The organism is Acinetobacter sp. C13 (assembly GCF_016809775.1).
GTDB classification, from domain to species: Bacteria; Pseudomonadota; Gammaproteobacteria; order Pseudomonadales; family Moraxellaceae; genus Acinetobacter; species Acinetobacter pittii.
Map to the genome: position 1 here is coordinate 854144 of NZ_JAFBJL010000001.1, position 22659 is coordinate 876802.

At 37.2% G+C, this 22659-nt stretch carries 21 protein-coding genes; 5 read left to right on the top strand and 16 right to left on the bottom strand.

Annotated elements, in window-relative coordinates; genetic code table 11:
• Positions 1–3: 3 nt before the first annotated feature.
• Positions 4–252, top strand: coding sequence for a hypothetical protein (locus JGE69_RS04180; protein ID WP_002121448.1), 249 nt, complete (start codon positions 4–6; stop codon positions 250–252).
• 128 nt (positions 253–380) lie between these two features.
• Here the strand turns inward: JGE69_RS04180 and metK are convergent, their stop codons facing one another.
• Entirely contained in the window at positions 381–1547 is a 1167-nt protein-coding gene (gene metK / locus JGE69_RS04185; RefSeq protein WP_005069601.1) for a methionine adenosyltransferase, read from the bottom strand.
• Positions 1548–2083: 536 nt separating this feature from the next.
• Here metK and tkt point away from each other — a divergent pair.
• Positions 2084–4072: a transketolase gene (gene tkt / locus JGE69_RS04190; protein WP_005076314.1), complete on the top strand. Its 1989-nt coding sequence runs from the start codon at positions 2084–2086 to the stop codon at positions 4070–4072.
• A 55-nt stretch (positions 4073–4127) separates the two neighbouring features.
• Here tkt and JGE69_RS04195 read toward each other — a convergent pair whose 3' ends face one another.
• On the bottom strand, positions 4128–4535 hold the full coding sequence (locus tag JGE69_RS04195) for an OsmC family protein (RefSeq protein ID WP_032057041.1): 408 nt from the start codon (positions 4533–4535) through the stop codon (positions 4128–4130).
• A gap of 213 nt (positions 4536–4748) precedes the next feature.
• On the opposite strand from JGE69_RS04195, the gene JGE69_RS04200 reads away from it, so the two are divergent.
• Positions 4749–5330 (top strand): YceI family protein, encoded by a 582-nt coding sequence (locus JGE69_RS04200; RefSeq protein ID WP_068566101.1) that lies wholly within the window; start codon positions 4749–4751, stop codon positions 5328–5330.
• Positions 5331–5469: 139 nt separating this feature from the next.
• On the opposite strand, the gene JGE69_RS04205 is transcribed toward JGE69_RS04200, so the two are convergent.
• Both JGE69_RS04205 and JGE69_RS04210 read right to left on the bottom strand, forming a co-directional pair.
• Positions 5470–6177 (bottom strand): transglutaminase-like domain-containing protein, encoded by a 708-nt coding sequence (locus tag JGE69_RS04205; protein ID WP_068566105.1) that lies wholly within the window; start codon positions 6175–6177, stop codon positions 5470–5472.
• Between the two features lie 145 nt (positions 6178–6322).
• Positions 6323–6913, bottom strand: coding sequence for a lecithin retinol acyltransferase family protein (locus JGE69_RS04210; RefSeq protein WP_068566108.1), 591 nt, complete (start codon positions 6911–6913; stop codon positions 6323–6325).
• Positions 6914–7106: 193 nt separating this feature from the next.
• On the opposite strand from JGE69_RS04210, the gene JGE69_RS04215 reads away from it, so the two are divergent.
• The gene (locus JGE69_RS04215) at positions 7107–7853 is read left to right on the top strand and encodes a phosphodiester glycosidase family protein (protein ID WP_199112406.1); all 747 of its coding nucleotides are present in this window, start codon (positions 7107–7109) and stop codon (positions 7851–7853) included.
• A 35-nt stretch (positions 7854–7888) separates the two neighbouring features.
• On the opposite strand, the gene JGE69_RS04220 is transcribed toward JGE69_RS04215, so the two are convergent.
• The 4 genes from JGE69_RS04220 to putA form a co-directional block, all read right to left on the bottom strand.
• Positions 7889–8119: a hypothetical protein gene (locus tag JGE69_RS04220; protein WP_000011679.1), complete on the bottom strand. Its 231-nt coding sequence runs from the start codon at positions 8117–8119 to the stop codon at positions 7889–7891.
• 248 nt (positions 8120–8367) lie between these two features.
• The gene (gene trmA / locus JGE69_RS04225) at positions 8368–9453 is read right to left on the bottom strand and encodes a tRNA (uridine(54)-C5)-methyltransferase TrmA (protein ID WP_199112408.1); all 1086 of its coding nucleotides are present in this window, start codon (positions 9451–9453) and stop codon (positions 8368–8370) included.
• Between the two features lie 113 nt (positions 9454–9566).
• Positions 9567–10034, bottom strand: a complete 468-nt coding sequence (locus JGE69_RS04230; protein ID WP_199112410.1) for a GrpB family protein — start codon at positions 10032–10034, stop codon at positions 9567–9569.
• A gap of 104 nt (positions 10035–10138) precedes the next feature.
• On the bottom strand, positions 10139–13891 hold the full coding sequence (putA, locus tag JGE69_RS04235) for a trifunctional transcriptional regulator/proline dehydrogenase/L-glutamate gamma-semialdehyde dehydrogenase (protein WP_199112414.1): 3753 nt from the start codon (positions 13889–13891) through the stop codon (positions 10139–10141).
• 124 nt (positions 13892–14015) lie between these two features.
• Between putA and JGE69_RS04240 the strand changes: the two genes are divergently transcribed.
• Entirely contained in the window at positions 14016–14504 is a 489-nt protein-coding gene (locus JGE69_RS04240) for an Lrp/AsnC ligand binding domain-containing protein (protein WP_017386809.1), read from the top strand.
• Between the two features lie 34 nt (positions 14505–14538).
• On the opposite strand, the gene putP is transcribed toward JGE69_RS04240, so the two are convergent.
• The 8 genes from putP to JGE69_RS04280 all read right to left on the bottom strand — a co-directional run bounded on the left by putP (position 14539) and on the right by JGE69_RS04280 (position 22656).
• On the bottom strand, positions 14539–16029 hold the full coding sequence (putP, locus tag JGE69_RS04245; RefSeq protein WP_068566128.1) for a sodium/proline symporter PutP: 1491 nt from the start codon (positions 16027–16029) through the stop codon (positions 14539–14541).
• Positions 16030–16441: 412 nt separating this feature from the next.
• Positions 16442–17149: an SIR2 family NAD-dependent protein deacylase gene (locus tag JGE69_RS04250; RefSeq protein WP_199112415.1), complete on the bottom strand. Its 708-nt coding sequence runs from the start codon at positions 17147–17149 to the stop codon at positions 16442–16444.
• An 89-nt stretch (positions 17150–17238) separates the two neighbouring features.
• The gene (gene gcvH / locus JGE69_RS04255; protein WP_199112417.1) at positions 17239–17613 is read right to left on the bottom strand and encodes a glycine cleavage system protein GcvH; all 375 of its coding nucleotides are present in this window, start codon (positions 17611–17613) and stop codon (positions 17239–17241) included.
• Between the two features lie 37 nt (positions 17614–17650).
• Positions 17651–18676 (bottom strand): AraC family transcriptional regulator, encoded by a 1026-nt coding sequence (locus tag JGE69_RS04260; protein WP_032007260.1) that lies wholly within the window; start codon positions 18674–18676, stop codon positions 17651–17653.
• Positions 18677–18784: 108 nt separating this feature from the next.
• Complete coding sequence (locus JGE69_RS04265; RefSeq protein WP_017482285.1) at positions 18785–19225, bottom strand: MaoC family dehydratase; 441 nt, start codon at positions 19223–19225, stop codon at positions 18785–18787.
• Positions 19225–21072, bottom strand: coding sequence for an ABC transporter ATP-binding protein (locus JGE69_RS04270; RefSeq protein ID WP_032007259.1), 1848 nt, complete (start codon positions 21070–21072; stop codon positions 19225–19227). The genes JGE69_RS04265 and JGE69_RS04270 overlap by 1 nt, the downstream gene beginning before the upstream one ends.
• A 363-nt stretch (positions 21073–21435) precedes the next feature.
• Positions 21436–21972 carry a DUF2058 domain-containing protein gene (locus tag JGE69_RS04275; RefSeq protein WP_199112419.1) on the bottom strand — a complete coding sequence of 179 codons (537 nt, stop codon included), beginning with the start codon at positions 21970–21972 and terminating at the stop codon, positions 21436–21438.
• A gap of 3 nt (positions 21973–21975) precedes the next feature.
• Positions 21976–22656 (bottom strand): YoaK family protein, encoded by a 681-nt coding sequence (locus JGE69_RS04280; RefSeq protein ID WP_032007258.1) that lies wholly within the window; start codon positions 22654–22656, stop codon positions 21976–21978.
• Between the last annotated feature and the right edge of the window lie 3 nt (positions 22657–22659).

Sequence of the window (22659 nt, forward strand, 5' to 3'; positions counted from 1 at the left end):
CCTATGCTATATCAATACCATTGTGCGTGTTGCGACAAAGTTGTGGCATCGACTGATAAATCATGTCCATATTGTGGTTCACAACATATTCGAAGCCCGTATGGCTTATGGATGTTTTGTGTGATGGCTTGTCTAGCTGTTGTCGTTGTATTTAAAGTTGTCCATATTTATATCCAGAACCATCAAGATACTCCAACGCAGTCAACTTTACTGGATGTATTAAATCAGGATGATAAAACGACAAGACAATAGATTTTGATTACAGCTACAAAAGATATGGCGTCAAGGATGATTGCTAGAAGATTAAACCCTACATACCATAAAATTTGAACTATAAATAAAAAAGCCCGCTCAATGGCGGGCTTTTTTACGATTTTATTTTAGAGGCCAGCAGCATCTTTAAGGGCATCAACTTTATCAGTTTTTTCCCAAGTAAATGCAGAATCTGAACCTTCGCGACCAAAATGACCATAAGCCGCGGTTTGTTTGTACATTGGTTGAAGAAGATCCAACATACGAGTAATACCAAACGGTCTTAAATCGAAATGATCACGTACAAGTTGAATAATCAACTCATCAGAAACTTTTGCTGTACCAAAGGTATTAATTGAAATCGAAGTAGGTTCTGCTACACCAATTGCATAACTCACTTGAATTTCACATTTGTCAGCAAGACCAGCAGCTACAATATTTTTTGCAACATAACGACCAGCATAAGCAGCAGAACGGTCAACTTTAGATGGATCTTTACCAGAGAAAGCACCACCGCCGTGACGGGCCATACCGCCGTATGTATCAACAATAATTTTACGACCTGTTAAACCACAGTCACCTACAGGACCGCCAATAACGAACATACCTGTTGGGTTAATGTGGAACTTAGTAGCTGCATGGAACATTTCAGCAGGAATGATCGGTTTAATAATTTCTTCAATAACTGCTTCTTTAAGCTGGCTTTGAGAAATTTCAGGATCGTGCTGAGTAGATAAAACAACAGCATCTAGACGTACAGGCTTGCCATTTTCATAGGCAAAAGTAACTTGGCTTTTTGCATCTGGGCGTAACCATGGCAGGGCACCAGAACGGCGAAGTTCAGCTTGACGCTCCATTAAGCGGTGAGCATAAGAAATCGGCGCAGGCATAAGCACGTCTGTTTCACGGCTTGCATAACCGAACATTAGGCCTTGGTCACCAGCACCTTGATCTTCTGGTTTTTGACGGTCTACACCTTGAGCAATTTCAGGTGATTGTTTACCAATCATATTGATTACAGCACACGTTGATCCATCAAAGCCAAGATCAGAGTGGTGATAACCAATACCGTTAACAGTATTACGAACAACAGCTTCAACATCAATATTAGCAGTCGTTGTGACTTCACCTGCAAGTACAACAGCGCCTGTTTTTACCAGTGTTTCACAAGCAACACGTGCGTATGGGTCTTCTTTTAAGATTGCATCCAAAATAGCGTCGCTAATTTGGTCGGCCATTTTATCGGGATGACCTTCGCTTACAGATTCCGAGGTAAAAACAGCGTACTCGCGCATGAAAGTCCTATCTTGGTTATTTCAAAAGACATAATATGTTACATCGACTTGAGCTTGAGGACCAGTTCATACTGACTAAAAAGCATGAATTTATTTCATTTATAGTGTGTTTTAATTGATAAGTGTATTAGCAAAATTGATATAGAAAGCTTTAATTTAAAGTATTTATATTTTAACAACTTGTTACTAGTGTGTTTTTTAAACATATAAATTAATAAAAATCTTAAATAGCAGAATTTGAATTTTAAAGTAAAGAAACATGATCAACGCGTACAAGATCGACTAAATATTTTATTTATATATCAAAAGCTAACCAGATAAATGTTCTTACATTTGGTTGTTGTGCAGAAAAATGAACACTGTTTTGTATAACTTAAAGATTCAAATGTTTTTTGTGTAACCAAGAAACGGTTAAAAATAAAGAAATATACCGTGTTGGGGTTTACCCTAAGCCTTTTTTTTAAGACAATATAGCGGCATTGAATGGTTATTCATCTTCTTCTTTTCATCAATCTATTAAAATTGGATTCTGATCTATGACGACCCCTTTAAACGAACGTCGTATTGCAAATGCAATTCGTGTATTGGCAATGGATGCTGTGCAACAAGCAAACTCAGGGCATCCAGGTGCTCCAATGGGGATGGCAGATATTGCTGACGTCGTCTGGCGTGAGTTTTTAAATCACAACCCAACAAATCCACAATGGGCAAACCGTGACCGTTTCGTTTTATCAAATGGCCATGGCTCAATGTTGCAATATGCTTTGCTTCATTTAACAGGTTATGATCTTTCAATTGAAGATTTAAAACAGTTCCGTCAATTGCATTCTAGAACTCCTGGTCATCCTGAATATGGCTATGCACCGGGTGTAGAGACGACAACTGGTCCTTTAGGTCAAGGTATTGCTAATGCTGTTGGTTTTGCTTTAGCAGAAAAAACATTGGCTGCTCAATTTAATAAAGATGATTTAAAAGTTGTTGACCATTTCACTTACTGTTTCTTAGGTGATGGCTGTTTAATGGAAGGTATTTCTCACGAAGTATGTTCTTTAGCTGGCACATTACAACTTGGTAAATTGATTGCTTATTATGATGATAATGGCATTTCAATTGATGGTGAAGTAGAAGGCTGGTTCAGCGACGATACAGAAGAGCGTTTCAAAGCCTATGGTTGGCAAGTTCTTCGTGTAGATGGTCATGATGCTGATGCGATTCGTCAAGCGACAATCGAAGCAAAAGCTGAAACTCAGAAACCAACAATCATTATGTGTAAAACGATTATTGGTTTAGGTTCACCGAATAAGCAGGGTAAAGAAGACTGTCATGGTGCGCCATTAGGTAAAGATGAAATTACTTTAACTCGTGAAGCATTAGGCTGGAACGAAGAAGCATTTGTTATTCCTGCTGATGTATATGCTGCATGGGATGCAAAAGCAAAAGGTAGTGAATCTGAAGCAGCTTGGAATGCGGTATTTGCACAATATCAAGCAAAATATCCAACTGAAGCGGCTGAGTTACTTCGTCGTATCAGTGGTGACTTACCAGCAGAATTTGCAGCGCAAGCAGATGCTTTTATTCGTGAAACAAATGCGAAAGGCGAGACAATCGCAACTCGTAAAGCAAGCCAAAATACATTACAAGCATTTGGTCCTTTATTACCTGAATTGTTAGGTGGTTCTGCTGATTTAGCAGGTTCTAACTTAACACTTTGGAAAGGTTGCCAAGGTGTTCAAGAAAACCCAGCTGGTAACTATGTCTACTATGGCGTACGTGAATTTGGTATGACTGCGATCGCTAATGGTGTTGCATTACATGGTGGTTTCGTTCCTTACGTTGCAACATTCTTAATGTTTATGGAATATGCACGTAATGCAGTACGTATGTCTGCATTAATGAAACAACGTGTAATTCATGTTTATACACATGACTCAATCGGTCTGGGTGAAGATGGTCCAACTCACCAACCGATTGAACAAATTGCTTCATTACGTGGTACACCTAACTTAAATACATGGCGCCCTGCGGATACTGTAGAAACTGCAATTGCTTGGAAATCTGCTTTAGAACGCAAAGATGGCCCTACAGCACTTATTTTCTCTCGTCAAAACTTGCCGTTCCAAACACGTTCTGAAGAGCAAATTCAAAACGCTGCAAAAGGCGGTTATGTACTTGCTCAAGAAAAAGGCGAATTAAAAGCGATTATTATTGCAACTGGTTCAGAAATTTCTTTAGCAATGGAAGCTTATGCACAACTTGAAGGTGTGCGTGTAGTTTCTATGCCATGTGCAGAAGAATTTATGAAGCAAGATGCCGCATACCGTGAAGCAGTATTGCCAGCTCATATCCGTGCGCGTGTTGCTGTTGAAGCGGCTCATGTTGACTATTGGTGGAAGTTCGTTGGACTTGATGGCAAAGTAATTGGTATGACAACTTATGGTGAGTCAGCACCAGCAAAAGATTTGTTCCAATTCTTTGGTATTACGACTGAAGCTGTTGTTGCAGCCGTAAAAGAATTAACTGCTTAAATATTAAAGTAGTGTAAAAAAGCGCTCTAGATAGAGCGCTTTTTTATTTGAGAAGTTAAATAGTGAGTTCTGTTTGGATATTAATCTGAGAGGTTAATAACTTATGAATAGGGCAATTCTCTGCAACTTTTAGTAATCGCTTATGCTGATCTTCAGTAAATTCACCTTTGAGTGTAATTTTTCGTTCAATATTATTTTGGCCTTTTTCAGGTTCGCCATTTGGGTTTAATGCTAAATCCACTTGAACATGATCAAGCTTAATACCTTTAAGATTCGCATACATTTCTAATGTAATTGTAGTGCAAGCCCCTAAAGCGGCTAATAAAAGCTGAACTGGGTTCGGAGCTGTATCTTGTCCACCTTTATCAGTCGGTTCATCTGCAAACCATTGATGACCTGAAGGGTCGGTGAGAGTTACTCGATATGGGGTAGAAGTACTTTGTGCTTGGGCTGTATTAACCATGTTTTACCTTGTTATTCATCAATAAAATCATAATAAAAATTAATAAATCTGAAGCTTCGAATAGAAGAATATCTATACTTTATAATATGGTTTTTGAATAACAACTGTAACGCTTTTATTGTTGCATGGATGAAACATATCGTTTTATAAAGAATAGTGAATTAAATTACTTGATGTATACACTAACGACTATATCAATAAAGGATACGAAAAATGCATCTTAAAACATTAAGCTTTGGTTTGGCAGTAGCATTGGCTAGTTCAGTTACTTTAGCTGCACCAGTCGACTACAAAATTGACCCAACACATACAGCTACTGTTTTCTCATGGAATCACTTTGGTTTCTCTACACCAAGCGCTAACTTCTCGGATATCCAAGGTGTAATTAAAGTTGATAATGCTAAACCAGCAAACTCATCTGTAAATGTGACTATTCCTTTAAGCAGTGTAAATACAAACGTACCTGCTTTAGATAAAGAGTTCCAAGAAGAAGCTTGGTTTAATGCTGCTAAATATCCAAATATTACGTTTAAAAGTACTAAAGTTGAAACCAAAGACAAAAAGCACTTTAAAATTACTGGTGATTTAACTGTTAAAGGCGTAACTAAGCCAGTTGTACTTGATGCTGTTTTAAACAAGCAAGGCGAGCACCCAATGGCTAAAGTTCCAGCGATTGGTTTTAATGCTACAACTTCATTCAAGCGTTCTGACTTTGGTTTAGGAAGTTATGTGCCGAACGTTGGTGATAAGATCACTGTAAACATTACGACTGAAGCAAAAGTTGATAAAAAATAAGCAAACTTAAAAGTCTTAAAGAGCTTATGAAAGTTATATAAATCAGCGGCTAGTAAGGACTTGTAAGTTTAGGGCTGCACATCTAAAATTTTAGATGTGCAGCCTAGTTCATAATCTTTTATATCTTTATATATCGTTTCTATTTTTTCTTTTTCATTCTAATTTTTTGTACATTTCTATTTATTAAGTATCTAGCAAAATATTTAAAGATTGCTTTTTTAAACCAGCTAACCTGTTGTTGATACTTTGCGTAAAAATCATCGGGACTATCAAAGACACCGAAATCTTGATTTATTCCTTTATCCTGAATAAAAGTATTGTTAAGGTCCCATTCGATAGGAGGGTTAGCAAAATTATCGGTAAAAACACCAAATCCACAAAAGGTTTTAGTCTGTGTTTGATTTAACCTTTGCAATTGTTTTAAGTATAGTTTATCTAGAATCACTCCCTCTAAAATATACCAATTATTATTTAAATTAACCTCTACCCAACTATGTAAAATATTTTGAGGTGATAATTTATACCAGATGCCATCGATAGCACCTTTTTGTAATTCTTTATCAATAGTGAAACCATGTATACGATTCGGAATTCCAACAGCTCTTAACAGGGTCATGAGTAAGGTGGCTTTTGTATTACATTGGCCATAACCATCACTTAAAACAGTCGAGGCTTTGATAGAATCGCTTGCGTTGTACCCAAATTCGATTTCATCTCTAACATAGTTATAGATGCTTTTGACTTTGTTCACATCACTTAAATAATTCCAATTCTTTTCACTAATTAAATTTTTTATCGACTGATGATTAAAATTTAAGAGTTCGGTCTCTTTTATATAGTTTTCCATTTATTAAAGTCTCATTCGAAAGTAATCTTATTTAAAACTATGGAGTAACTCTAGGGTCAAGAATGAAATTAAATATATAAATAGAATTAACGTTGTTTGCATTTGAATGATTAATTTATATCAAACAAAAAAATATAATGGTTATCTAAATAGATTCTTTTTTATCTGGATCTATAAATACTAAAGGCGCTGAAGGATCGATATTTCTTTTCTGAGATTTTTCTCTTAAGAACTGGTAAGTAGGAACTTTTCTTTTTGCTTGATCACGTAGTTTCTTTTTAATATAAAGAACCAGAGCAAAACATGTAGTTGCAACGGTCAACATCATACCATTCATATAGCTCATGATTGAGCTTACATAGCCAATAGTCGTTAAGCGATGCATCATACGTTCAACTTGAGTGCTACTTTCAATGCCGGTAATTGCCCAACTACATAGATGTTCACAGTTATTAATAATCAAATGATAGTGGTTTTCATGCATACGTGAACGCATTCGGCGAACGACAATCTTTCCTTTATAACGAGGTTTGTCATAAGAACGGACGTGTATTTTTTTGCCATGTGAGAAAGCATCTATTGAAGTGATTTCAATCGGGCGTTTTTTGATGAAATGAGCTAAGCCGGAATAATGAATAACTCGACCTCTCCCTGCATATATACCATGATGGCTATAGCCGAGATGCTTTACGATGAGGTGAGCCCCTAAAGGGTAGCGTTTATTCGGTTGTTGCATGCTTACGCTGATCCAATAAAGTGTAAATGGCTTTTATTGAAAAGCTGCTAAAGATTATAACCAATATCAGCAATTTGGAGTGTATTGATTACGTCGAATGAATGAGTTTGATGCATATCCAATCTATTTATATTTCTTGTATATAATTTAGTTACTTAATATGAAGGATAAATGTCATGTCAGGTGTTATTCAATGAAATGGGTTGTCGGGTGCTTAGCTTTTTATGGGCTTTTGTTTCAGTCTGCATATGCTATAGCACATCAGCAGGTTAAAACGGTGGAAGGTGATCAATACGATGTGGTCTCGATCAGCGATTTTAAAGCATTGCGCTTATTTTTAAAAAATCCTCACAATCAACAATACTATAAAAGCTTTAACACTATTCAGGAACAATTAAAACAATGTGAGCAACTTAGCTTTGCAATGAATGCAGGCATGTTTCATTTAGGGTTTTCTCCAGTAGGGTTGTATATTGAACGAGCTAAGGTGATCCATCCTATAAATAAGAATAAAGGGTTTGGAAATTTCTTTTTACAACCGAATGGTGTATTGGCTTGGAACAAAAAACAGGCCTTTGTTTTAACTACACAGCAATATAGCCAAAAAAACTTGAAAGTTGACTATGCAACTCAATCAGGCCCGATGTTAATTATTGATGGAAAGATAAACTCTCTTTTTGTAACGGACTCTCAATCAAAGAAAATTCGTAATGGAGTTGGTATTCGAGATAATAAACTTTACTTTGTAATATCGAAAAATAGGGTGAATTTCTATAATTTTGCCGAGTTTTTTCAAAGGAACCTTAAAGTAGAGCAGGCTTTATATCTCGATGGTTCTATTTCTAGTTTATATATGCAAAAGAACAATCGGAACGATCAGCAATTTCAAATGGGACCAATAGTCGGTTGGGTAGACGAGTCCAATTGTGCAGTAAAGTGAAATATAAAAAAGCCAGTACGAGACTGGCTTTTTAATTAATGAATAGACGGTTTTTGAGTGAGTTCATTTAACTCTTTTCGGCTATAACCACGGGAAATAAGAACTTTTTTAATTCCCTTAATGACATCTTCATCTGTTGCTTGTGCAAGTGCACTTAGAAGTTGTTCATTAGTTTTACATGAGCAGTCATTTTCAACACAAGCAGTTTGGTTTTTATGCTCGTTATGCTGTTGATCTGCCAAGAACAGCTTTTGCCAAAAACTCATAGAGCCTTCATATACAACCTAACATAGCTCGAAATATAGCCAATTTAAAATAAAATACAAGACTCCATAAGTGATAAATCCACCAATTGAACTCGAAAATTTTCGATGGGAATGCTTGAGTTAAACGAAATTATGACGAATAGATGACTTGATATTTTTTGAAAATTTAAATACTTAACTAATAAAACGTTAAAAAATAAGGAGGTATGTAGCCTCCTTATTTTAAACTTTACAATGAAAGATTTTGTTTAAATCTTCTCAAGTAAAACACCAGACTCGACATGATGCGTATAAGGGAACTGATCAAATAAGGCGAATTTAGTCACTCGATGAGTTTGACTGAGAGTTTTTAAATTTTCATATAGCGTGTCAGGGTTACATGAAATGTAGATAATACGTTCAAAACCTTGTAGAAGTTTTAAAGTCTCATCATCAATTCCTGCACGCGGCGGATCTACAAATACGGTATCAAAGTCATAGCTCTGAATATCAATATTCGCTTCTTGTAGTCGGCGGAATTCACGCTCACCTTGATAGGCTTGAGTAAACTCTTCAGCCGATAAACGTGCTACTTGAATATTATCAATTTGGTTTTGTTCTATGTTCCATTGAGCTGCATAAACAGATGATTTTGCAAGCTCGGTAGCCAATACTCGTTCGAACTTTAAAGAGAGTGGAAGTGTAAAATTACCATTACCACAATAAAGTTCTAACAAGTGTTTCTTTGATCCTTCAGCTGCGTCACATGCCCATTGCAGCATTTTTTTGCAAACTTGTGCATTAGGTTGAGTAAAGCTACTTTCAATTTGCTTGTATTTAAATGAACGATTTAAAAGTTCGAATTCTTCAACAACGAAATCATCGCCAATAACAATTTTCTGGCCACGACTACGGCCCATAATCTTAATATCTAATTTATCGGCAAGCGCTTTAGCGGCTTGTTCCCATTCTTGATCCAGTTTACGGTGATAAATTAGGGTAACCAACATTTCTCCGCTAAGTGTTGCGAGGAAGTCAGCTTCAAATAAACGATTAGAAAGCTTAGACTCAGCCTTAAGTTCTTCCAAAAGTTTTGGCATTAAATCATTGATGCTTTGATCTGCAATTGGAAACTCATCAATGCGTACAACGGTTTTTTGCTTGTCGTCATCGTTACGCTCAAACATGGCATAGAACATATCATTTTCCGTATGCCAGATACGAAATTCAGCACGCATACGGAAATGTTGTTCAGGTGATTCAAACACTTCTAATGTAGGTGGTGTAAATTCAGAAAATTGAGTAGTAATGCGTTCAATTTTAGCTTGAAGTTGTTGACGATAAGAAGAGGTCATAGACAAAGAAAATTTAGACAGAATCAAATAGTGAATGGTATCAAAAAAATTGAACTTACAGGAGCCAATTTTAACCAGATATTCATAAGAGAAAGCAGGTACCTAAACTAGAGCTAATTTAAAACACGATTAATAAAATCTGATTTTATTGTTCTATATTGATCGGGGTCTAAATGGCTACACTGTAATTTTAATTCATTATATTCATTAACCAGCGTGGGTGAGTTTATAAGCTTATTTTTAAAGGCTAAGAAAAAAGTGAATATTGAACCAGATACTACAATTTGAAATGCTACATCATCATTGTTGAGTGATTCGAGCATACAAAGCTCATGTGTTCTTAATGTATTTTGTTTTTCGATAAAGTTAAGTGTTTTTAATTGTTCTATTGCGAATTCAAATTGTTCAGGCATAACTTCAATATAAATATCTAAATCACCTTTTGAAATTGCATTCGGTATAGCGGATGAACCAATATGCTCAATTTTGGCAAATGGTAGAAGTGTGGAAATGTCTTTTTGATATGAATTAAAAAGCTGAGCGCATCTTTGTTGATATTGTTCTGGTTCTAAAAAGACCATTATTAAAATCTCGAATTTATAAAATCTATATATTTAAGAATAGATTACTTTGTTAAATAAAAAAGCCCAAATACTGAGATTTGGGCTTTTTAGAAAGTTATATATTAATCAGTCATTGTCATTAAGCTTGCGTTACCACCAGCTGCAGCTGTATTCACACTAATTGCACGTTCAATCACTAAACGCTCAAGTGGAATAGTTTCATTCGGCTCAATGTGAGTAATACCAACAATTGCGCCAGAACGCGTAGCAACTTCTTGTTGTAATGAGAAGATTTCTTCACGGTTACCATGGTGTAAAACTGCATCAAAATCATCTGATGTGATTTTTTTAACAGTAGTAATTGCTGCAAGCACATCTTTTGGCAATGTTTGTTTGTATTTTGCCAATAACGGACTATTTGGCATTACGGCCGCTTGGCTACCCACTGCAAAAATTGCGAGCAACTGATGCAACTGATTTTGTTCTGTATCAGCGATAGAAAGAACACGATGACGTGGCAAAATAATATATTGGTTACTTTCCCCAGTAGGACCTTGTAACTCATAGAATTTACCAACACCAAATGGTTCAATTTCACGATTTGCTTGTGGTAAATGTTGTTTCGCCCAATTTTGTAAGCTCTGATAAATCTCTCGGTTAAAGCCTTCAAAAGTAGTTTGCTCATTCTTCATAGCAAATGGTGTTGCCAATACTTTGTTTGAACACTGCTGCATTAAGCGGTACATATAAAGCGGACCACCAGCTTTCGGGCCTGTACCAGATAGACCTTCACCACCGAATGGTTGTACACCAACGACAGCACCAACAATATTACGGTTGATATAAAGGTTACCAACTTCAGCATGTTGAATGACCGTTTGGATGGTTTCATCAATACGGGTATGCAGACCCATTGTTAAACCATAACCTTTGGCATTAATACGTGAGATCAATTGCTCAAGCTCACCATACTTATAGGTAATGATGTGTAGAACTGGACCAAAAACTTCGCGCTGCAAGTCATCAAGATTAGGGAGTTCAATTGCTGTTGGTACAACAAAGGTTCCTTTATCTAGTTCATTCTGGCTTGTTGAACCAAACATCAACTGATGTACTGGATAGCCTTTCGACTTCATTTTTTGGATGTGTTGATCAATCGTCTGTTTTGCTTCGTCATCAATAACAGGACCAATGTCAGTTTTTAAAATTGCAGGGTTACCTACAATTAACTGTTGCATTGCACCTTTAAGCATTTTAATAACGGTTGCAGCGCTGTCTTCTTGCACACATAAAATACGTAAAGCAGAGCAACGTTGACCCGCGCTATCAAAAGCAGAACTTACAACATCTAATACAACTTGTTCAGTTAAAGCAGATGAGTCAACAATCATTGCATTTTGACCGCCAGTCTCTGCAATGAGCGGAATAGATTGACCATTTTCAGATAAACGTTTTGCAACGGTCTTCTGTAAAATTTTTGCAACTTCAGTCGAGCCAGTAAACATGATGCCATCAATACGGCTATCTTGGCTAAGCTGAGCACCTACTGTTTCACCGCGGCCAGGAAGTAGCTGTACAGCACCATGTGGAATACCAGCTTCCCATAAAATCTGAACTGCTTGAGCTGCGATTAATGGGGTTTGTTCAGCAGGTTTAGCAATAACGCAGTTACCACTGACTAATGCTGCAGCAATTTGGCCAGAGAAAATTGCAAGAGGGAAGTTCCACGGGCTAATACAAAGTACAGTACCTAAAGGCTGAATAGCTGTATTTGCGGGAAGATTCTCAACTTGAGTTGCGTAATAACGTAAGAAATCTACAGCTTCACGAACTTCTGCAATCGCATTGGCATAAGTTTTCCCACTTTCACGGCAAAGCAAAACCATCAATTCTTGAATGCGGCTTTCCATTATGTCAGCTGCACGTTTTAAGTGTTGAGCACGCTGTTCTTTAGGCGTATTTGACCATTCTGATTGAGCTTGTTCAGCTGCATTAAGCGCAATTTCAACATGCTTAAGATCAGCTTCTTGCACATAACCAACAATTTCATCATTTTGTGCTGGGTTTGTAATTGCAACAGAATGACCTTGCTCTAACGACTCGTTATTTGCCAATAATGGATGACTTTGCCAAATACGATTACGTAATTCTTGAGCTGTACGATCTAAAGCTGCAAGTGGAGTGTCGTTTGCTAAATCATAACCTTTAGAGTTTTTACGAAGTGTTCCGTACATATCTAAAGGTAGAGGAATAGATGGATGTTTTAAGCCAACTGAACCTTCAAGCTTAGCTGCATGACGAATATCGTAAATTGGAGACTGGATAAGGTCTTCAACTTTAAGTGTCTTATCGGCAATACGGTTAACGAATGAAGTATTCGCACCATTTTCGAGTAAACGACGTACTAAATAAGCTAACAACGTTTCATGGTTGCCAACGGGTGCATAAATACGGCATGGTACGCCTAATTTATTTTGCTCACGTGGACCAACAACTTGTTCATAAAGCGGTTCGCCCATACCATGTAAGCATTGGAATTCATATTGACCAGCATAATATTTGCTTGGATCAGCTAAATGATAGATCGTTGCCAATGTTTGAGCATTATGAGTTGCAAATTGGGGATAGATGAACTCAGGTGCTGCAAGTAATTTTTTTGCACACGCGATATAAGATAAGTCTGTATGTACTTTACGGGTAAAGACAGGGTAGTCATCCATACCTTCGATTTGCGCTTTCTTAATTTCGCTATCCCAATATGCACCTTTCACAAGACGAATCATGAGACGCTTCTGGCTGCGTTTAGCAAGGTCAATAATATAATCAACCACGAAGAAACAGCGTTTTTGATAAGCTTGAATAACGAAGCCAATACCTTTCCAGTTTGCAAGTTCTGGCTCGAAGCAAAGACGTTCTAGTAACTCAAGAGAAATTTCTAAACGTTCTGATTCTTCAGCATCGATATTTAAGCCAATATTGTACTTTTTAGCCAAACGAGCGAGTTCAAATACTTTGCCGTAAAGTTCTTGATGAACACGTTCAATTTGTGCGCGTTGATAACGAGGGTGTAAAGCAGAAAGCTTAATTGAAATACCTGGGCCATCATAAACGCCTTTACCATTAGATGCTTTACCAATTGCATGAATGGCTTGTGTGTAATCGTTAAAGTAGCGTTCAGCATCATGTTCGGTTAAAGCTGCTTCACCTAACATATCGTAAGAATAGCGGAAACCTTTGTCTTCGAGTACTTTCGCATGATCTACAGCTTCTTCAATGGTTTCACCAGTCACAAACTGTTCACCCATCATACGCATTGCAACGTCAACAGCTTTACGAATGATGCCACGTCCACTGCGTGCTAAAAGGCCAGTAAGTACACTTGAAAGACTGGTTTGCTTAGGGGTTTCCATAAGCTTACCAGTTAACATGAGGCCCCATGCCGCAGCATTTACAAACATTAAGCTGCTTTGGCCAACGTGTTCTTTCCAGTTACCTTGATTGATCTTATCTCGAATAAGCAAATCACGTGTTGCTGAGTCTGGAATACGAAGCAAAGCTTCGGCAAGACACATGAGCGCCACGCCTTCTTGTGAAGAAAGAGAGAATTCTTGTAATAACCCTTGAACAATACCTGCTTTACCCGAAGAGGTCTTGCGTTCACGTAAATTATTAGCAAGATTAAAAGCTAGGTCATAAATTTTATGATCTAAATCATCAGATACCGCAGCAGCTTGTAATAGCTCTTCTACAGCTTCTGGTTCAGCACGTCGCCAAGCTGTATTAATGCGTTGTTCAAACTCACTTTTATCGTTAAATTCGGTGATATAGCCTTGGTGAGATTTATCCATTTGATGAAAAGTATCCATTGTGTTCATATCTGTTTCCGCCAACCAGCTCTCGTAAACTCATCTTGAGTAGAGAGGTTTAGATAATTTATCATTACAGAAGAAACACCGAATAACTCACTATATTTAGCCCATTTTTTAGAGGAAAATTCAGATGAATGGCCCAATTTTAAGCCTTGACCGCACTGATTTAAAAATTTTGGATATTCTTCAAACAGATGGGCGAATTTCTAATAGTAAATTGGCGGAACTTGTTAACTTGTCGCCAACAGCAGTGATGGCCCGAGTGCAGAAGTTGACAAAGGATGATTTCATTTTGGGATATGAAGCGAAATTGAATCCAATCAAATTAAACGCAAATTTTTTGGTGTTCGTAGAGGTGCTATTAGATAAGACTACCCCCAATGTTTTAGATGAGTTTATTGATGCTGTGGTTCACTATCCTGAAATTGTTGAGTGCCATATGGTGAGTGGTGGGTTTGATTTTTTAATTAAATTACGAAGTGGCAGCATGGAAGAGTTTAGACGAATTGCGGGGCAGGTACTGTGGCAATTACCAGGGGTAAAAGAGACTCGTAGTTATCCTGTCATGCAAGTTGTAAAAGATACTTCAAAAATTAAAATCAAAACTAAAAATAAATAAAGGGGCCGAAGCCCCTTTGATTTATTTCAATAACTTATACACTTTCTTTGTAGAGTTCATCTGCTTTTTCAAAGCGGCCAGTTACTGTCGTATTTGGCGCTTTAGTTAAGAGACTCACTACAATGATGCTGATAAATGCAAGGATAAAGCCTGGAATGATTTCGTAAACACCAGTGTCTGCGAAAAGATTTTTCCAGCCAATCACTACAACTGCACCAACGATCATACCCGCTAGAGCACCCTGTAAATTCATACGTTTCCAGAACAATGATAAGATGATAAGCGGACCAAATGCAGCGCCGAAACCAGCCCATGCATAAGCAACAAGACCAAGAACTTTACTGTCTGGATTACCAGCAAGAGCAATTGCAAGAACAGCAATCGCAAGAACCATGATACGGCCAACCCATACAAGTTCTTTTTGAGATGCATTCTTACGAATGAAGCCTTTGTACAAATCTTCGGTTAACGCACTTGAACATACCAAAAGCTGGCAGCTCAATGTACTCATTACAGCAGCTAAAATCGCAGCTAAGATGATACCTACAATCCATGGATTGAATAAGATTTTAGTCAATTCCATAAATACTGTTTCAGGGTTTTTGCTTACAACTGCTGCTAGTTCAGGGTGTTGCTCAAAGTAAGCAATACCGAAGAAACCAGCACCGACTGCACCAGCTAAACACAAGATCATCCAAGTCATACCAATACGGCGCGCAGCAGGAATTGATTTTACAGAGTCAGCAGCCATGAAACGTACAAGGATATGTGGTTGACCAAAGTAACCCAAACCCCATGCCATGGAAGATAAAACAGCCACTACACTTAAATCTGAAATAATATTAAATGCATGTGGACGAGCAGTTTCAATGAGTGTCACAAATTGTGTTGTATCGCCAATTGCAAGATAAGTTACGATTGGTGTTAATAACAAAGCAAAAATCATTAGGCCAGCTTGGAATGTATCTGTCCAGCTAATCGCTAAGAATCCACCAATACAAACATAACTGATGGTTGCAATTGCGCTGAGCCAAATAGCAGTGGTGTATGACATTCCGAATAAATTTTCAAATAAGCGGGCGCCTGCTACCATGCCTGAAGCACAATAAATTGCAAAGAAAACCAAGATGATAACGGCAGAGAAAATACGAAGTACTTTTTTCTGATCGTCAAAACGACTTGTAAAATAATCTGGCAACGTGAGTGCATTATTTTGGACTTCAGTATGAACGCGTAATCGACCAGCAACCAGTAGCCAGTTAAGCCAAGCACCGATAATAAGACCAATTGCAATCCACGCTTCAGATAAACCAGAAAGATAAATCGCGCCTGGTAAACCCATGAGCAGCCAACCACTCATGTCTGATGCGCCTGCGGATAATGCAGTTACGAAACTGCCTAAACTACGACCACCGAGAATATAATCTGAGAAGTCGCTTGTAGCACGGTAGGCAAATAAGCCGATAAGAACCATTGCTACGATGTACACCATAAACATGATGAGGGTGGGATCAAAATAACTCATAATGGATGTGTGTCCTTATATCCATAATCCGTGATTGTAACCTAATCCAGGTCGCTGTTTTCTTGTACGGCATCCAAGAGGTTGAGATTCAACCACAAAAGATTTTTTTTGCACTGTTATTTTTATATTGTACTTTTGTATCATTGTGTAACTTGAAATAAATTGATTTTATAGATGTAAAATTATAATATTAATCATTAACTTATAATTTTTTAATATTTATTTTTTTAAATTTTTTCAGAAAAAAAACACCATTCTGAAAAAAACTAAATCGATATTGAGTTATAAATAGGCTATTGGTCAAAAAAAAATTATAGAAATTTAGAATAAAGTTAAAAAAATCGACAATTTTTTGTTCAATTAATAATTTTTTTTATGTACGTTGGGCTTATTTAGTGTCTAAAAATAGCAATTAGCCGATTAAATTTTCAAAAAGTTTATGCATTCCTTGAGTCGCTGACATCTTTAATAATTCATATCGGTGAGGAACACGCAGATGATCCGCATTTAGATCTATATAATAGGCTTTACATTGATCTGAAATTTCATGAACTAAAGCCGCAACTGGATATACGCTTAATGTCGAGCCGATCACAATAAAAATATCTGCACTTTGTACTAATTGAATTGCTTCATCATAAGCTGGTACAGCTTCACCAAACCAGACTACATGTGGTCGCAGGGGATAGCCATCTGGGCAAAAGTCTTGTTCTAAATCTAGCTTCCATCCGTTAATATCGTAAAACTGTGTTGTAAATTGTGCATTCGGGCCAGAGCTTTTCGCCAAACGAATATTTCCATGTAAATGTAAAACGTTGGAACTTCCAGCCCGTTCATGTAAATCATCAATATTTTGAGTAATCACTTGTACGTCAAAGTAGTCTTGTAGTTTGGCAATATATTGATGAGCTTCGTTAGGTTTAGCCTCTAAAATATTTTTACGACGCTCATTATAAAAGCGTTGAACTAGAACAGGGTTCTTTTGCCATGCCTTAGGTGTGGCAACTTGTTGGATGTCGTAATTTTCCCATAAGCCATTACTGTCACGAAAAGTGCTGATTCCACTTTCGGCACTCATGCCCGCACCTGAAAATACAACAAGTTTTGTCATAGAATTCACCTATTCGGAAAGCTAATTTTAAATAGATAATAAAAAACCAGTTTAAAACTAAACTGGTTTTATCAAATATTGAAAGCGATGCCTATCTTTTATAAGCCAGCTTCATATTCTGAATTTGTTAAAAGTTTTTCAACATCTGCAATGTTGTCTGGTTTAATTTTATAAATCCAGCCTTTACCATATGGGTCTTCATTTACAAAGTCAGGATCATCTTCAAGGTCAGTATTTACTTCTACTACAGTGCCTGAAATAGGAGCATGGATGTCAGAAGCAGTTTTTACTGATTCAACCACACCAGCTTGTTCGCCAGCAGTAACTTTACTCCCAACTTCCGGAGTTTCAACGTAAACCAAATCGCCAAGTTCATCTTGTGCATGATCGGTAATCCCTGTAATAACAAGATCACCCTCAATCTTTACCCACTCATGTGTACGTGCATACTTCAGTTCCGAAGGATGATTCATGGTAACTCCTTAAGCTTGTGTCCAATAGTTTTAAACATTATAAGTATGGGTCTTTACGCCAGTTGCTCGGACTGCGGCCACTCCAGCGTTTAAAAGCACGGCTAAAATTTGCAACGTCCGAATAGCCAAGTTCATCTGCAATTTGCTCAAGACTATAATCTGTACGTGAAAGCAGAGATGTTGCGTGTCGATAGCGTACTTCATCAACTAACGTGGAAAATGATGTTCCTTCCGCGGCTAATTGACGTTTGAGTGTCCGATCTGACATATGTAGACATTCGGCTACATTTTCGATGCTTAAATAATGTTGTTCGGAATTACTTAAAATATCACGAACACGCATTGCTAAACGACGGCGCTCACCCAAAGCGGAAAGTTCAGCTTCGCATTGATTAATGGCAACCTGACTTGCAATAGGATCTGCATTAACTAATTTAATTCCTAAGTATTTCTTATCAAAACTTGAGATCAAATGTGGCTGATTGAATCGAATTGTGCTACTTAATTTATTTCTATACTTTTCAAAACCTTCTGGCTCAGGAAAATCCAAATCTACCTCACCAGCTAAATCTTCGATACCCGTAATCGCTTTGGCCATACTCATGATACCAATGGTCAAGCCTAAAACGATTTCTGTTCTTAGAGGTTCAAGTTCGATATCACACTGTAATTGTAAGGTGGCTTTGGGCCCAAACGTTGAAAAATAGAGTTGTAAGAAAGGTAAGCGTAATTGAATAAAACGTGCTGCAAGGGCAATTGCTTCTGTAATATCTTTGGCTGTCATAATCGCATAGCCAATGAAGCCATGAATTGAAATACGCATTTGAGTACCAAGATGATAGCCCAACGTGGTTTCACCAGTTAAATTAAGAGCGTGTTTAACCAATTCATTTGCTACAGGTGTAGAAATACGATAATCAGGGTCGGCCAGTTGTTCACTAGTAAGATGAAATGGAGCAAATAATGTTTCATCGTTATATCCCCAACGTGAAACAACATCTAATAGCAATAAGCCATAGACTCCCGGAATACCCTGATCTTGACGAGCTGAGGTAATTTTCATATGCGTTCCATTGCTCTCATCAATTTGTCACATGCATTTCTTACACATCTTGTCATGAAATATAATCTGAGTTTATAAAAACTGTTAGACAATCATATCAACCATGTTTTAAACATTCTTTTTAAAGACAACAATTTTTGTTGTTGAAATAAGTAATACGTCGCCATTTTGATTTAAGGCTTGCGTAACGTAACTTACAATACCACGATCTAATTTTGTTTTGGATGGTGTGATCGCTGAAATTTCTGCTTCAACATGAATTTTATCACCTGGTCGAGTAGGGCGTGGCCACCGTAAGCTGGACTCTGAACCAATCAGGCCGCCATGAATCGGCATACATTCCGTCCATAACCGCATAGTAATTGCAGAAGTATGCCAACCGCTAGCAGCAATTCCCTGAAAAATTGGATCATGTTTAGCTTGTTCTTCATCTATATGGAAGGGCTGAGGGTCATAGGAGTTTGCGAATTTTTTGATTTCATCTAAGGTAATTTCATATTCACGGCTAATGAAGCGATCACCAATTTTCAAATCTTCTAAATAAAGCATTAATCTTGACCCTGTAATACTTTTTGTTCAATTAGGAAACCGCCTGTTTGACGTTTCCATAACTGTGCGTATATACCATTTTGCGCAATTAACTCTTCATGAGTTCCTTGCTCAGCAATTCGACCTTCATCAAGAACGATTAAACGGTCCATTTGTGCAATAGTAGATAAACGGTGTGCAATTGCAATAACGGTTTTATCAACCATCAGGTCATTTAAACTTGACTGGATTGCTGCTTCAACTTCTGAGTCTAATGCACTAGTTGCTTCATCTAAAATAAGAATAGGCGCATCTTTTAAGAATACACGTGCAATGGCAATACGCTGTCTTTGACCACCAGAAAGTTTAACACCACGTTCACCTACTTGAGCGTTATAACCACTACGTCCTTTTAAATCAACTAATTGCGGAATAAATTCAGCAGCTTTGGCTTTATTTACAGCATTCTCCATGTCTGCATCAGATGCATCAGGGCGACCATATTTAATATTTTCTGCAACTGAGCGATGTAATAAAGATGTATCTTGAGTAACTAAAGCAATATTAGCCCTTAGACTATCTTGAGTTACATCTTCGATGTTTTGGCCATCAATTAAAATAGCACCTTGCTTAAGATGGTAAAAATGTAAAAGCAACTGAATCAGCGTCGACTTTCCTGCGCCAGAACGGCCCACAATACCTATTTTTTCGCCTGCTCTAATATGCAAGTTGAAGTGATCAATCACATTTTTATTGTTATAAGCAAAGCTTACATCTTTAAATACAATCTCACCTTTGGTCACTGCAAGTGGTTTCGCATCTGGTTTGTCTTGAATATTGATTTTTTTACCTAATGTTTGCATACCATCTTGAATGGTTCCAACATTTTCAAATAAGGCTGACATATGCCACATCATAAATTCAGCCATACTATTAAGTTTTAAAATCATTGCAGTAGTTGCTGCGATTACACCTAATGCTGCTAAACCTTGGGTCCATAGCCAAACAGAAGTACCAATTACACCTACAAACAAAACAGCAGACAACATATTGATGCTGACCTCAAAGAGGGTGCCTAAACGCATTTGAGCATAGACTGTAGTCATAAACTCTTTCATAGATGCTTTTGCGTATTGGCTTTCACGACCCGCATGGGCAAATAGTTTTACTGTTTGGATGTTGGTATATGCATCTGTTACGCGGCCCGTCATGACAGCACGAGCATCGGCTTGTTGTTGAGAAACTTTACTTAAGCGGGGGATGAAGAACCATGCACTTAATAAGAATAGACTTAACCAAACTAAAAGTGGAATAAGTAAAATTGGTGAAATTGCGCCAAGAACAATGCTGACCGTAATGAAGTAAATGCTGACGTAGGCCAACATGTCACCCAAAATAATCCAGAACTCACGGATTGCTAATGCTGTTTGCATAACCTTCGCAGAAAGTCGTCCTGCAAAGTCATTATGGAAAAAGTCCAAGCTTTGTTTCAATAAAAGATTATGGAAACGCCAGCGCAAACGCATTGGGAAGGTGCTATATAAAATTTGATGTTTGATAATAGATTGAATATTTACAAAAAAGATATTGGTAAATAAGACTGCAATCAAAATGAGTAAATCAGTAGCATGCTGACTTAAAAAGCTTTCCGGATGACTTTTACTTAACCAGTCTACGAGTTGTCCAATCTTTGAAAAAAGTAAGGCTTCAAAGCTTGCAGCACCTGCTGTAAAAAGAATAAGTAAGAATAAGTAAGGGCGTAGGCCTTCCGTAGCTTGCCAAACAAATGGGAAAAAACGAGTTGGTAAAGGTTCATCTAAACCTTTAGTTGGGTAGGGATCTACAAGTTTTTCAAACCACTTCAGCATGAATTACTACCTTTGAGACAAAAGCCACTTTATTAAATCTTTGCAATTTAATTTGCAAAAAGTCAGTTAGATCAATATCACTTAAGGTTTCGATCTTGTGAATATATGCAAATACACATGAACTGATTATGTTGTACGTCTTAAATTAATACATGACGCAAAAAAGGAGACTCGAAGAAATCTTCAAGAACGTCGCGAGGACTAAAAGTATTATTCATTATATCGAGATTAATAGATAAAGGGTGAAGGAATTTATTCTTTAAGTATTTTTTCTTAGTATTTTGAACATTTGTTAAATTGTTACAGCTACACATTAATTAGAAAAGACCTTTAGATCTATATCATAAAGGCCTAAGTATTGTATTACCACATTAAGTCATCTGGAATAACATATGCTGCATATGGATCTTCCTCATCAGTGGCTTGTTCGTTTTTCTCAGCATTATTAATCAAAATGAAGCCTTGCATTTTTTGATCAATTTTTTCAGCTAACGCTTTTGGAAGGTAGGCGTATTGATCTTGATCTTTAGCAATAACTAGGCTACCTGCAACAAGTGCATTATAAACTTGCTGAGATAGATACACTTTTTTGATTTTATTTTCATCAATAAATTGATAAGCCACATCCCCTGCAAAATCAGTAATCTTGTGCTGCTTAATCATCTGAATGATTGATGCTTTAAGTGCTTTTTCTTCAAGCTGTTTCTGTTTTTCTAAATTTAAAGCTTGATCTTTAGCTAACTTTTCTTGTTGAGCTTTTTCAATATTTGCTTTGATTTCAGCCTCATTACTTAGTCCAAGACGCTGTTCGTGATGAGCTTGCTTTGTTAATTTTTTTGCTTTTTTATTATCAACTAAACCAGCTTTTAATAGCTGTGCTTGTAAGGCATTTTTAACCATGTCTTAGTCCTTGTGTGAAGTTGAAGTGCTATAGAGATAAACTACCCAGTAAGAAATACTTAAGGCTAAGCTTAAAGTTGCCGGCAACAAAAATGATTGTAGTTTCAAATATGGATGTACTGAAGCGGCAAGAATTCCACCCAGCAGAAAGCCGATAAAAATAAGTAGATGTAAAACAATACGTCGATTTTCTACTATTAAGCCTCTGGCTTTATACCCAAGTGCTAAACCAATATCAGTTAAAACACCTGATAGATGGGTAGTGCGGATGATTGTTCCTTTATAGTGGCTTACCATTGCATTTTGTAAACCCATTGCCGTACAAGCCCATAATAATCCATAGCGTGGAAAATAAGGAAGCAATAGCCAGCAAAGGAAAATGAATAAGGCAACAAGGCTCAAAGGTAAGCCATAACGACGACCTAGTCGAAAATGACTGCTACCTAAAATAAAACCACTATAAAATGAACCGCAAACATAGCAAATAATCACTAAAAGTAAAAAAATGATATGTTCGGGTTGCCACTCTACCAAACTCATAGCCAGCATACTAACGTTGCCAGTCATATGTGAAATAGATTGATGCAAAAGAGTAATTAACCCTAATACATTAATCATTCCGGCATTAAAAGCCAGTAAAAAGGCTCCAAGTTGGAACCAGTTTGGTAGACGTTGAAATGGCATTTT